A 13,470-nucleotide genomic window follows, 5' to 3' on the forward strand; every position below is an offset into this window, starting at 1 on the left:
GGTACTTTGTTTTCTGGTATTGTTTGTCACTGTTTTCTTTGATTTTAGAGACTGATCACTTTTATTAGGAATAGACTTTACCTCATTCTTATGATTATTATTTTTATGAACACTGGCTGTTTTATGTTGTGAGCCTTCATGATGCTTTGACGGCCGCTCGTTCATAGCCACAGGCTTATTTTTATTTACAGTTTTTACGGCCTTTTTTGCTAATACTTCTCGTAATTGACGTTCTTCATTATCACCAATAGTTGACATATGATTGCTAACTGAAAATCCTTTTTGTCGCGCAACTTCAATGACAGCTTTACTGTTGACATTTAATTCTTTAGCTAATTGGTAAATTCGTTTTTTCCCCATACATTCACACTCCTATCATTAAATAAAATCATTTCCAGAGCTATTCGTTCAAATACAACAATCCAAAGTTGCAAAATATTACTCTCACTCTAATAATAAAGTAATTTTTCGACTAAAGCCACTATCATCGACCGCAACAATTTTGCGTTGAATTCCAATAGCATTGCTAAGTTCAATCTGCGTAAAACTACTATTCATTGTGATATTGTAACTTTGACATTTGTCTGTATATTTTTTGAGTGTAGTTTCAGAACAATCACTCGCTACAAAAACGAAGTATGTTTTATTTGTACGAATTTTTTTCAAAACATTTTCATCGCCCGTTGTGAGTTTATTTGCTCGTCGAGCAAGCCCAAGCATCTGGAGTACTTTCTTTTTATTTTCCATTTCCGAACAACTCACGCCGTGCAGCTTGATGGTCAACATATTTTACTAATTCATCGTAAAATTCATCAGGAATTTTTGTTTCGAATACTTTGTCAAAAGTTCGCTCCGCCTGAGCCTTTTTAGCAATATCGACATCCAAACAAATGTAGGCACCACGTCCAGCTTTTTTACCAGTTGGGTCAAGACTGACTTCGTTTTCTTTGTTCTTAACAATCCGCACCAGCTCTTTTTTGGGCTTCATTTCACCAGTAACAATATCTTTGCGCATTGGTATCTTTCGCTTACGAGCCATTTGAATACCCCCTTAGTTATTGTCAATAGATTGATCTGTTACAGTTTCTTTGTTTTCTTCAGAGCTGCTTGTATTATCGAACTCTGATTCAGACTTAATATCAATTTTGAAGCCAGTCAATTTGGCCGCAAGTCGAGCATTTTGCCCTTTTTTCCCAATGGCAAGTGAAAGCTGATCATCTGGAACAACCACTGTACATGCACGTTCATTTTGCGGATCAAAAACAACGTTTAAGACTTCAGCGGGATTTAAAGCATTGCTAATAAAATCTGCTGGTTCATCGCGCCACTCAACGATATCCATATTCTCGCCCTTCAGTTCATTAACAATTACCTGAACTCGTTCGCCGCGAGGGCCGACACATGTTCCAACTGGGTCAACACCTTCACTATTTGAACGTACAGCTACCTTAGCGCGATCGCCCGCCTCGCGTGCTATTGAAACAATTTCAACTGTGCCATCGAATATTTCCGGAATTTCTTGTTCAAACAGACGTTTTAAAAGATCAGGGTGTGATCGACTTACAAAGACTTGCGGACCCTTTGAAGTATTTTCCACTTTATAAATATAAACTTTAATACGATCATGCGCTTTATATTCCTCACCTGGAATTTGATCTTGGTGTGATAATACAGCCTCAACACGTCCTAAGTTCACATAAACATAGCGATGATCATGCCGTTCCACTTCACCTGTTACAATTTCATTTTCATATTGGATATACTCATCATAAATGATTCCACGTTCTGCTTCACGAACACGTTGCATGATAACTTGCTTAGCAGTCTGCGCAGCTATTCGCCCAAAGTTCTTGGGTGTTACCTCAAAGCGAATCGTATCCCCGACCTCATATGCTTTGTTGATCTGAAGAGCCTCTTTCAGGCTGACCTCTAAACGCGAATCAAATACCTCATCAACAACTTCTTTAACAGCGTAAACATGTATATCGCCGCCATTTTGATCAAAATCAACTTCAACATTTTGAGCTTGACCATAATTACGTTTATAAGCCGAAACTAACGCCGCTTCAAGCGCATCAAGTACGACTTGTTTTTTTATACCTTTTTCCTTTTCTAATGCATCTAAGGCATTCAATAATTCCTTACTCATCTTACTTTTTCTCCTTAATGGTATTTAGAATTTGATGGCCAACCGTGCTTGGGCAATCTGTTTACGATTTATTTTAACTGTTTTTTTACGTGTTTTATCCATATATTCAAGTGTTAGATCTGTATCATTTAGAGCAATCAAGGTCCCCTCGTACACTTTTGAACCATCAAGCTGCTGGTACAATGAAACATGAATATATTTATTCATCGCTCTCTCAAAATCGCGCGCTTTTTTAAGTGGACGTTCCGCTCCTGGAGAGGAAACTTCAAGATAATATGCCTGAGGAATCGGATCAGGGTCACAAGAGTCAAGTTTTTCACTTAGCTGATCACTTACCAAAGCACATTCTTCAATGTTAATCCCATTTTCTTTATCGATAAAAACACGTAGATACCAGCTTTTACCTTCCTTTACAAATTCAATATCGACCAATTCGAAATTATTTGCTTTTAAAATAGGCGTAACTAACTCAGTAACTGTCTTTACTACGGTACTCACGCATTGACCTCCTTATAACTTTTCCGATTCTACTGTTACTTCAGTAGTTGCAATAAAAAGAGCGAGCATCACTGCTCACTCTTAACGAGTTATCTAATTACAATAACAATTTTACCATAAAAAAGCGGTCTAAACAACTATGCCTATTGAAAAAAAGCACGTTTTTAGCGTTAATTAAAACATTGAATCAAATAAACTTAATTGGTTCTCATCTGGCAGATTATCTAAAACATGATTTTCAGTCATGAAGTCGATTAATGTCTTAGAAACTTTCCCTCTTTTGGCAAGATCCTCTTTTGATAAGAATGGCCTTTCTTCGCGCGCTGCTACTATTTGCTTTGCAACGTTAGTTCCTAAACCAGGAACGGCATTAAATGGTGCAATCAAGCTTTTACCCTCGATTTTCCATGTCGAAACATCAGATTTTTTAAGTTCGACCATCTGAAATGTAAAACCGCGTTCAAGCATTTCATTAGCCAACTCAAGTACTGTCAGGAGATTCTTTTCTTTCGTCGAAGCATCCATTCCTTTATCTGTAATGTCCTTCATAGCAGCTTTAACTGCATCTTTACCGCGTGACATTGCTACCAGATCAAAATCATCTGCACGAACACTAAAATATGCGCAGTAGTAAAGAAGTGGAAAGTAAACTTTGAAGTATGCAATGCGCAGCGCCATCATGACATAAGCTGCAGCATGTGCTTTAGGAAACATATACTTGATTTTTAGGCATGCGTCAATATACCATTCTGGGACTTTTGCATCCCGCATATCTTGCTGCCAATCATCAGGTATTCCACGTCCTTTTCGCACATGTTCCATTATTTTGAAAGCACGATCAGCCTCGACGCCCATATGGATTAGATCCATCATGATATCATCACGACATCCGATAACTTCAGGCATTGTAACTGTTCCATCTTTGATCAGTTCTTCAGCATTCCCAAGCCAAACATCGGTTCCATGTGATAAACCTGAAATTTTCAGCAATTCAGAAAATGTCTGAGGTTCAGTTTCTTCCAACATTCCGCGAACAAAACGCGTCCCAAATTCCGGAATACCCAAAGTTCCCGTATTAGAATTAATCTGATCAGAAGTTACATTTAAAATCTCAGTTCCGGTGAATAACTGCATTATTCCCGGATCAGTCGGAGGAATAGTTTTTGGATCAACTCCAGAAAGATCCTGCAGCATTCTAATCATCGTTGGATCATCATGCCCCAGAATATCTAATTTAAGAATGTTATCGTGAATTGAATGGAAATCAAAATGGGTTGTCTGCCATGCAGCTGACAAGTCATCAGCTGGATACTGAATAGGCGTAAAGTCATAAATATCCATGTAGTCAGGTACAACAATAATCCCTGCTGGATGTTGACCAGTCGTCCTTTTAACCCCAGTAGCTCCCTTCGCAAGCCGATCAATTTCTGCATTTCGCAGCGTTTGTTCTGTATCACGCTCATATGCTTTTACATATCCATACGCTGTTTTATCAGCAACTGTTCCGATCGTTCCTGCGCGGTAAACATTCTTTTCACCAAACAAAACTTTAGTGTAATTATGTGCAATCGGCTGATAGTCGCCTGAAAAGTTTAAATCAATATCAGGTACCTTATTACCATAAAATCCAAGGAAAGTCTCAAACGGAATATCATGTCCATCTTTAACTAATTCTGTTCCACAGTTGGGGCATTTCTTTTCAGGCAAATCGTAACCGGACCCATACTCACCTTTTTCATAGAAATGACTCCACTTGCAGCTAGGACAACGATAATGAGGCGGGAGAGGATTGACTTCTGTAATCCCTGCCATTGTTGCAACTAAACTTGAACCAACAGATCCTCGCGACCCAACCAAATATCCATCCTTATTTGACTTGAAAACCAACTTTTGTGCAATCAGATAAATAACAGAGAATCCATTTCCTATAACGCTTTTAAGTTCCTTGTCCAATCGCTTCTGCACAATGTCAGGAAGTTCATCACCATAAAGTTCATGCGCCTTATTCATCGTTAACTCTTTAATTTCTTCTTCTGCCCCGTCCATTTTTGGAGTATACAACTTGTCCTTGACAGGAGTTATTTCCTCCGTCATATCTTTAATCCTGTTAGGATCATCAACAACCACCTTTTTGGCTGTCTCCTCTCCTAAAAATGAGAACTCAGCCAACATTTCATCCGTTGTTCTGAAATGTGCATCTGGTAATTGTTTGATACGATTGAGTGGATTAGCACCACCTTGTGAATGGACCAAAATTTTTCGATAAATAGCATCTTCTTTATTTAAAAAGTGAACATCCCCAGTTGCAGCGACTGGTTTTTTCAATTCTTTCCCAAGATCGACCATGTTTTTGATTATTTCTTCTAAATCTTGTGTATCTTTAATGAGCTCTTGCTCTAACAACGGTGCATAAAGCGGCTTAGGCTGTATTTCAAGATAATCATAGAACATCGCTTTTTCCTTAGCTTCGTTATACCCCTTTTGCATCATCGCAGTAAACACTTCACCATTCGAACAAGCAGAACCAATTATTAATCCCTCACGATACTTTGTTAGCTCAGAACGCGGTATTCGCGGCATGCGATAGAAATATTTAACCATCGATAAAGAAGCAAGTTTGAAAAGATTTTTTAAACCAATCTGATTGACTGCGATAATCGTCGCATGAAAAGGATGTTCATGTTTATATGCTGCACTTTCACCCAAGTAATTGTTTAGCTGATCATGATACTCTATATGATATTTTTCTTCTGCTTCTTTTAACATTGCAAAGTAAATATGCCCTGTTGCTTCAGCATCATAGATAGCACGATGATGATGTTCTAAGTTGACATTCAGCATTTTTGTTAATTTGTTCAAACGAAAACTTTTTAATTGCGGGTATAACAACCGAGCCAATGTCAGTGTATCAATCCACGGGCTTTGAATAAGCGGTAAATTATGCCGCTTGTAGCCTGTATTCATGAAGTCAACATCAAAAGTCGCGTTATGTCCTACAATAATAGAATCCTTACAAAAAGCCTGAAATAATTTAAAGACCTCTGCTTCACTTTTTGATCCACGAACCATATCATCCGTGATACTTGTTAGGTTGATTGTTGTTTGAGACAGAGGGTGACCTGGATCTATAAATTCTTCAAACTGGTCAATAACGTTTCCCTTATTCATCTTGACAGCCGACAATTCAATGACCTTGTCATAGCGGGCAGAAAGGCCTGTTGTTTCGGTATCAAAAACAACGTAAGTAGCATCTTTCAATAACACATGTGCATCATTGTAACCGATCGGAGTCCCATCATCTACCACATTGGCTTCAACACCGTATAAAATCTTTATATTATTTTTTTGACCAGCTGTATGTGCTTCTGGGAAAGCCTGCAATGTACTGTGATCTGTTACCGCGATTGCCTTTTGGCCCCATTTAGCTGCCTGCTCAACGTAACTTGTAATACTGTTTGTTGCATCCATCATACTCATATTTGTGTGAAGATGCAGTTCAACTCGCTTTTCATCCTCCGCTGCTGTATCCTGCCGTTCGCTGTGTGGAATCTGATTGATATCATAAGCATTGATAACTAGATCATGCATAAAATTATCTTCTTGCACACTTCCTCGAACTTTGACCCACTGGCCTTCCTTGATAGCATTGAAACATGCCTCGTCCTCATCGGTCCGCGAGAATTTTTTGACAACGATCGATGAACTATAATCAGTTATTTTGATAATTAACAACTCGCGCGATGAACGCAGCTTGCGAACTTCTTTATCAAAGATATAACCTTGGACAATTACTGAACGTTCTTCTTCTGTAATATCAACCATTTGAAGCGGCTGTTCTCTGTTATCAATCTTTTTGCCTAAAGTTACCGGACCTTCGATTACAGGTAAAGCTTGTTCATTTTCCTTTTTTTGTTTATTCTGTTTTTTTATTGCTTCAACTGCCTTTTTTGCCAGCTCAGCATCAGTTTTAGCTTTTCTTTCTTTAAATTCATCAATTTTCTTTTGTGATTTTGATTGATCAACCAAAGTCTGAACAGAAAAGTCCGGAAATCCCAATTTTTGGTACTCTTGTTCGATCGGCCCCAGAGCTTGTGTTGTTAAAAAATTTTTGACAACTTCATTGTCTGCGATAAACATCACACGCTTTTCGTCAAGATATGGGACATTACTATTGCATAGCTCTTGAACAAGCGGCGAACTAATGCCGCAGTTTTTGACGACCCATTCCCAGTATTCTCCAAGATTTTTATCACTTAAGTTTGGTGAATCAGTTTGAATAATAATGTCCGTTTCTGCAATATCCTTGAAGCCCAGTTTAAGATGCTGCCAAAATTCAAAAAATGTTGCAAATGGCCATATGTCATCAGTGCATATTACAAAATCCCAGCGTTTAGATTTGCGATGAACCTCAACTTTTCTTATTTCAGTTTCAGCTAAGTGTTTTTCTTGTTCTGGAGAAGGTTCCCACTTGATCTGCTCAAGTAATTTACGGAACAACAATCGTTTATCAAGTTTCACAGTGATTATCCTTCCTTTACGATTCATAAAAGGCTGGAATAAATTCGTCATTCATTTCAGCCTAATTGTTATTATTAAATTAGCCGCCAGCTTGTTGCATACTATTGAGCTTTTTTTTCTTCATTTAATAAAATAGTAACAGAATTAAGCAACTCATCCGTTCGAACTTCCAAAGTTTCGCCGTTCTTTCTGAGTTTGATTTCCACAATGCCTTCATCTGCTTTCTTGCCAGCAGTAATTCGTACTGGCAGCCCCATTAAATCTGAGTCCGCAAATTTAACCCCAGCTCTAGCTTTACGATCATCAAATAAGACGCTATACCCTGCTTTTTCCAGAATAGATGCGGCTTCTTCAGCTACAGTCATCTGTTCTTTATTTTTAACATTGACAGGAACAACATGAACATCAAATGGAGCTATATTCTGAGGCCAAATAATCCCATTCTCATCGCAATGCTGTTCAACAATTGCTGAAAGCAAACGTGAAATTCCAATACCATAGCAACCCATGATAACTTGTTTTTGACGCCCATTTTCGTCAAGCACGTTAGCACCAAGTGTTTCAGAATATCTCGTTCCTAATTTAAAAATATGTCCAATTTCAATTCCCTTTGTAAATCGCAACTTGCCTTTACCGTCAGGAGCAATTTCACCCTCGTGAACTAAACGCAAATCACTGTAGTCATCGACTTTAAAATCACGGTCAATGTTAGCATTCAACAGATGGTATCCATCTTCGTTAGCACCAACAACGCTATTATTTAGTTCTTCAACATCTAAATCGGCAATAACTTTAATTTTTTCATCAATTCCGACAGGACCTAGCGCTCCAAAATCAGCTCCTAAGTACTGCTTAGTTTCAGCATCACTTGCCATTCGCATAACATTGGCGCTTAGATAATTTTTAAGTTTGACTTCATTGAGTTCATCTGTTCCCCGCAGCAAAACCACAATAGGTTTTTCGTCAGCAATAACAAGCAACGTTTTAATTATCTTGCTCTGTTCAACATCCAATAACTTGGCAACTTCATCAATTGTTTTGGCACTTTGAGTTGCAACCTTTTTCAACTCCAATTGTGCTTCGTGCTTAGTCTGCAGAGTTCTTTTGTTCGTTGCCATTTCAAGATTAGCCGCATAATCGCTTTGATCCGAATAAACAACGGTGTCTTCACCAATGTCTGCAATCGCCATAAATTCCTTGGAGTCACGACCACCCATTGCACCAGCATCTCCGATAATACTTCTGAAGTCTAAACCACAACGTTCAAAAATATTTTGATAGGCTGATTCGAATTGGCGGTAAACTTTATCAAGGCTGCTCTGGTCCGCGTGAAATGAATACCCATCGAACATCAAAAATTCGCGACCACGCAATAATCCAAACCGTGGACGATTTTCATCACGATACTTCATTTGAATCTGATACAGTGTCAAAGGTAATTTTTTATATGATTTAACAGCGTCACGCATAATAGCAGTAAATGTTTCTTCATGTGTTGGTCCCATGATAAAATCACGTTTATGTCGATCTTTTAGTTTAAACATGGTTGGTCCATAAGTGTCATAACGGCCGGATTCCTTCCATAGCTCAGCAGGGATAATAGCCGGGACCAACATCTCTACTGCATCAATTTTATCCATTTCCTCACGAATTATCTGTTCGATTTTCTGTAGCACTTTGTGTGCCAATGGTAAATAAGCGTACATTCCCGCTGTAATTTGCTTGACATATCCTGCACGCAGCATCATCTTATGGCTCAGTGCTTCAGCATCACTTGGCACCTCTTTGATTGTTGGAATCAATATTTTTGACTGTTTCATACAAAAAATCTCCTTTATAAACCCATCTTAATTAAATAATTGTGCTCTTCAAAATTTTCTTTTGACTAATTAAAAAAATAACGCTGAATATCATTCCACGTAACAAGTATCATCAACAGCATCAAAAAACCGAAACCTATCAATGTAATGATTCCTTCTTTTTCAGGTGATATCGGTTTATGCCTAATTCCCTCGATAACATTCAGCAGCAGTTTTCCACCATCCAGTGCTGGTATCGGTAATAGATTAACCACTCCTAGATTAACTGATAAGAAGGCTAACAAACGAATAACATTTACAATTCCATATTTAGCCGCCTGTGAGGTGTAGGAATACATTGCGACAGGCCCCCCAAGATCATTTAAACTGAAACCTTTTGTAAACATTCCAATGAGAGCACTAAAAATAGCCACAATCATTCCCCATGTCTCAGTAAAACCATATGTGATAATTGCCCATGGAGATCTGTTTTTATTTACTTTTGACTCAATCCCAATTTGACCAATTTTCTGACCATTGCTATTTTTAACTTTCGGTGTAATCGTAATACTTTGTTTTTTTCCGTCTCTCTCTATCAATAAATCTGTCTTTTTTCCGCCTTGTTTACTGATCTGAGCAACTAGCTTCTCCCAACTATCAGTTTTTTCATTATTGACCTCGACAATTTTATCGCTTGCTTTAAGCCCAGCTTTATCGGCAGCTGAATCGGTTACTACTTTTCCAATCGTATTGGTTGAACTAAGAACCCCACCCTGCAAAACAGCTAGCAGTGTAAATGCAACAATTGCTAAAATAAAGTTGTTAAGCGGCCCAGCAAAATTAGTTAACATTCTTTGTGTTAACTTTGCAGATTGAAACTGCACATCAAGCGGAGCAATTCTTACCTCAGTACCATCATCCTCAATAATTGATGCATCATGAAAAACGGAATAGCGATGATACTGGTCCTCATCGCCATTTTCATAACCTTCAATCCACAGTTCTTTTTCTAAATCCCATTTTACAACTTGAAATGGAATCCCATTCAACAATAATTTCTTCTGACTTGCATTTATTTTAGCAACTTTTCCTTGCTCGTCCAAAATGAGCGTAATGAGTTTACCCGCTTTTAACGATTCATCATTTTCTTCTAATCCCGCCATTCTGACATATCCGCCTAAAGGAAGGATTCTAATCGTATAAGTAGTCGCATTTTTATGGTAAGAAAAGATTTTAGGACCCATTCCAATTGAAAATTCACGTACGAGTATATTTGCACGCTTGGCAAAATAGAAATGTCCAAATTCATGCACAAGTACAAGAATTCCAAAAATGATAATAAAAGTAATGATAGTTATAATCATATAATATTCCTTTCATCATGAATAAAAGCGTCTAATTATCAGATCAATCCAACAAAATGCATAATGGGTAAAACAACCAATAACGAATCAAAACGATCCAAAATGCCACCATGGCCAGGCAGAATTTTTCCAGAATCCTTAACACCATAATAACGTTTAAGTGCTGATTCAACAAGATCGCCTAACTGTCCTGCAACAGAAGCTAAGAGTATCACTAACAGCATCGTTCCCCAACTGTAAACCTGTGGGAAAAAGTATGTAAATACTGCACCGACTATCAACGCTATTACTGACCCACCAATCGTGCCTTCCCAAGTTTTATTAGGACTAATATGCGGGGCAAGTTTGTTTTTCCCAAACTTACGTCCGACCATATAAGCCCCACTGTCAGTTGCCCAAACAACAAATAGAATTAGAAAAAGAACATCTAATCCTGCTTGACGTGCGACAATCAAGTAGTGAAATCCGACGGAAATGTAAATAACGCCAAGCGTTAAAAAACCCGCATCGTCAAATGAAAAACGGTTACGTGTCACAACTGTGTACAACAAATATATGAGAATGAAAAAATAAAAAATGCTGAAACGCAGCTCTGGATCAGGCAAAAAGGTTAACCACTGCTCCGGAATTAGAAGCGTTAATCCTGCCAGAGAGCCAATCATCGCTTCAGGTGAAACTAATAATTTTTTTCGCATTATATATATTTCCGATAAACCAATTAAACCGAGCAATATACACAATATCTCAAATGGTAATTTTCCATAGATAACTAATGGAATAAAAATTAATAAAGCTATCGTCGCTGTTATTACACGTTGTTTCATAATAAACTACTCCTTCTTCAAACCACCAAAGCGCCGATTACGGCTTTGGTATTCGTAAATATTTTCCTTTAGAGTTTCTGCCGTATAATCTGGCCACAAAACATCTGAAAATACAAATTCACTGTAAGCAACTTGCCACAGCAAAAAATTGGACAATCTTATTTCTCCACTGGTTCTAATCAACAAATCAGGATCATTATATGGTTTTAAGGAATCAGTCATAAGTGTTTCCGTAATTTTTTGATCATCTATTTCATCAATATCCAACCGTCCAGCTTTTACCTGTTTAGCAATTTCTTTAACCATGGTATTTATTTCCGCACGCCCACCATAGTTAATCGCAAAATTAAGGATCATTCCATCATTCAGTGCGGTTTGCTCAATGGCTCGTCTAACTGCTTCTTTAGTTTTAGCAGGCAGGTCATCAATATAGCCGATGGCATTGACACGGATATTTTTTTCAATTAGTTCAGGAACAAATGTATCAAAAAAAGTTATCGGTAATCCCATTAAAAAATCTACTTCTTTTTTGGGCCTTTTCCAATTCTCAGTTGAAAAAGTATACAGTGTAAGCACTCTTACACCCAATCCATTTGCTGCCCTTGTGACTTCCTTGACAGTCTCTAAGGCTGTTTTGTGTCCAGCAATGCGCGGAAGATGCCGTTTTTGTGCCCAACGACCATTTCCATCCATAATTATTGCAATATGCGCAGGAATCCTTTTTGGATCGAGTACCATCTCTTCTTCCGAATGTGACCCATTCTTAATTAGCTTTGAGAACAAAGATACACCTCCATTAAAAGTCAAAATATATTTTAGCAAAAAATGAACAACGGGGCAAAGAGGAACCCATTGATTCACACCATCAACAAAGAATCTTAAAAATGACTCTGTTGATTCAATCAATCAAAAGATCCAACAATGCTACCCGTTGTTCATGACCATCCTCAGCAGATGGCTGCTTACTTTAAACGTCAAGAATTTCTTTTTCTTTTTCAGCTTGTATAGCTTCAACATTCTTAATTGAGCTATTTGTTACCTTTTGTCCTTGTTCTTCTAGAACATGCAGGTCGTCCTCGGTGAGATCACCATTTTTTTCGGCCTTTTTAAGTTCATCCATCATATCGCGACGTACATTTCTCACAGCAATCTTAGCATTTTCAGCTTCAGCTTTAACTTCCTTAGCGAGATCCTTACGTCTTTCCTCGGTCAACTGTGGAATAACCAGCCGAATAGCTGAGCCATCATTAGCAGGCGAAATACCCAAGTCAGAAGCCAAAATTGCATGTTCGATATCTTTTAATGCTGATTTATCATACGGTGTGACAAGCAAAACACGAGCTTCTGGAACTGAAATTTGCGCTATCTGATTTAATGGCGTCGAAACACCATAATAGTCAACCATGATACGATTCAGTAAACTAGCATTAGCACGTCCCGCGCGAATATTCCCCAGCTCACGTTGAAATGCTTCTTCTGCTTTAGTCATTCTATCTTTTGCTTTCTTGATTATCGGGTCATTGATTTGCATAATATTATTTTCCTTTCACTGTTGTTCCGATTGTTTCACCTTTCACAACACGTTTAATATTTCCACGCTCATTCATGTTGAAAACAACTAACGGAATATCGTTATCCATCGATAAGGAAGATGCTGTTGTATCCATAACCTGCAAGCCTTTATTAATAATATCCAAGTGTGTTAACTTATCATATTTTACTGCACTTGCATCTTTCATTGGATCAGCTGAATAAATACCATCAACACCATTTTTGGCCATCAGAATCACATCAGCGTTAACCTCTGACGCACGCAAAGCTGCTGTTGTGTCTGTCGAAAAGTAAGGAGAACCTGTTCCGCCAGCAAAAATCACAATTCGTCCCTTCTCTAAGTGACGAATTGCCTTGCGCCGAATGTAAGGTTCTGCAATTTGTCGCATCTCAATAGAGGTTTGAACACGGGTTGGAACACCAATTGATTCCAAATTATCTTGCAATGCTAATGCATTCATAACTGTCGCAAGCATTCCGATATAATCAGCTTGTGAACGTTCCATTCCCATTTGTGCGCCAGCTTCACCGCGCCACATGTTTCCACCACCAACAACAATTGTTATCTGAACACCTAAATTATGTACCTCTTTAATTTCTTCCGCAACTTTTCGAATTTCTGGAGGGTTGATCCCGGTGCCTAAGTCACCCGCTAACGCCTCACCACTTAATTTTAATACCACACGTTTATACTTAACGTTTGCCATTATGGCCCTCCTCGTTCATTGTAAATTCACAATCAATATTTTACGAACACATTCTTATTT

At 38.2% G+C, this 13,470-nt stretch carries 12 protein-coding genes; all 12 read right to left on the reverse strand.

Features of this window, described 5'->3' with window-relative positions:
• Positions 1-360: translation initiation factor IF-2 N-terminal domain-containing protein (locus tag FC19_RS04100; RefSeq protein WP_057875721.1), on the reverse strand; the 360-nt coding region annotated here is incomplete at its 3' end.
• 84 nt (positions 361-444) lie between these two features.
• A complete protein-coding gene (locus FC19_RS04105; RefSeq protein ID WP_057875722.1) occupies positions 445-747 on the reverse strand; it encodes a L7Ae/L30e/S12e/Gadd45 family ribosomal protein in 303 nt (100 codons plus the stop codon).
• Positions 737-1,039, reverse strand: a complete 303-nt coding sequence (gene rnpM / locus FC19_RS04110) for an RNase P modulator RnpM (protein ID WP_057875723.1) — start codon at positions 1,037-1,039, stop codon at positions 737-739. Before rnpM ends, FC19_RS04105 begins: the two co-directional genes overlap by 11 nt.
• 12 nt (positions 1,040-1,051) lie before the next feature.
• A complete protein-coding gene (nusA, locus tag FC19_RS04115; RefSeq protein ID WP_057875724.1) occupies positions 1,052-2,149 on the reverse strand; it encodes a transcription termination factor NusA in 1,098 nt (365 codons plus the stop codon).
• A 24-nt stretch (positions 2,150-2,173) separates the two neighbouring features.
• Complete coding sequence (gene rimP, locus FC19_RS04120) at positions 2,174-2,647, reverse strand: ribosome maturation factor RimP (protein ID WP_057875725.1); 474 nt, start codon at positions 2,645-2,647, stop codon at positions 2,174-2,176.
• A 174-nt stretch (positions 2,648-2,821) separates the two neighbouring features.
• Complete coding sequence (locus FC19_RS04125) at positions 2,822-7,192, reverse strand: PolC-type DNA polymerase III (protein WP_420805485.1); 4,371 nt, start codon at positions 7,190-7,192, stop codon at positions 2,822-2,824.
• Between the two features lie 74 nt (positions 7,193-7,266).
• Complete coding sequence (locus tag FC19_RS04130) at positions 7,267-8,985, reverse strand: proline--tRNA ligase (protein WP_057875727.1); 1,719 nt, start codon at positions 8,983-8,985, stop codon at positions 7,267-7,269.
• A gap of 65 nt (positions 8,986-9,050) precedes the next feature.
• Positions 9,051-10,328, reverse strand: a complete 1,278-nt coding sequence (gene rseP, locus FC19_RS04135; RefSeq protein ID WP_057875728.1) for an RIP metalloprotease RseP — start codon at positions 10,326-10,328, stop codon at positions 9,051-9,053.
• A 38-nt stretch (positions 10,329-10,366) separates the two neighbouring features.
• On the reverse strand, positions 10,367-11,152 hold the full coding sequence (locus FC19_RS04140) for a phosphatidate cytidylyltransferase (RefSeq protein ID WP_057875729.1): 786 nt from the start codon (positions 11,150-11,152) through the stop codon (positions 10,367-10,369).
• Between the two features lie 6 nt (positions 11,153-11,158).
• Positions 11,159-11,935, reverse strand: a complete 777-nt coding sequence (locus FC19_RS04145; RefSeq protein ID WP_083488349.1) for an isoprenyl transferase — start codon at positions 11,933-11,935, stop codon at positions 11,159-11,161.
• Positions 11,936-12,119: 184 nt separating this feature from the next.
• On the reverse strand, positions 12,120-12,683 hold the full coding sequence (gene frr, locus FC19_RS04150) for a ribosome recycling factor (RefSeq protein WP_057875730.1): 564 nt from the start codon (positions 12,681-12,683) through the stop codon (positions 12,120-12,122).
• Between the two features lie 4 nt (positions 12,684-12,687).
• Positions 12,688-13,410 carry a UMP kinase gene (gene pyrH / locus FC19_RS04155; protein WP_057875731.1) on the reverse strand — a complete coding sequence of 241 codons (723 nt, stop codon included), beginning with the start codon at positions 13,408-13,410 and terminating at the stop codon, positions 12,688-12,690.
• Positions 13,411-13,470: the final 60 nt, after the last annotated feature.

Source organism: Liquorilactobacillus aquaticus DSM 21051, from assembly GCF_001436755.1.
Lineage (GTDB): Bacteria > Bacillota > Bacilli > Lactobacillales > Lactobacillaceae > Liquorilactobacillus > Liquorilactobacillus aquaticus.

Bases quoted from the DNA above. Each gene is read 5' to 3' on its own strand.
- rseP (WP_057875728.1), bottom strand. From the start codon at position 10,328: ATGATTATAACTATCATTACTTTTATTATCATTTTTGGAATTCTTGTA.
- FC19_RS04105 (WP_057875722.1), bottom strand. From the start codon at position 747: ATGGAAAATAAAAAGAAAGTACTCCAGATGCTTGGGCTTGCTCGACGA.
- pyrH (WP_057875731.1), bottom strand. From the start codon at position 13,410: ATGGCAAACGTTAAGTATAAACGTGTGGTATTAAAATTAAGTGGTGAG.
- FC19_RS04140 (WP_057875729.1), bottom strand. From the start codon at position 11,152: ATGAAACAACGTGTAATAACAGCGACGATAGCTTTATTAATTTTTATT.
- FC19_RS04130 (WP_057875727.1), bottom strand. From the start codon at position 8,985: ATGAAACAGTCAAAAATATTGATTCCAACAATCAAAGAGGTGCCAAGT.
- frr (WP_057875730.1), bottom strand. From the start codon at position 12,683: ATGCAAATCAATGACCCGATAATCAAGAAAGCAAAAGATAGAATGACT.
- nusA (WP_057875724.1), bottom strand. From the start codon at position 2,149: ATGAGTAAGGAATTATTGAATGCCTTAGATGCATTAGAAAAGGAAAAA.
- rnpM (WP_057875723.1), bottom strand. From the start codon at position 1,039: ATGGCTCGTAAGCGAAAGATACCAATGCGCAAAGATATTGTTACTGGT.
- FC19_RS04125 (WP_420805485.1), bottom strand. From the start codon at position 7,192: ATGAATCGTAAAGGAAGGATAATCACTGTGAAACTTGATAAACGATTG.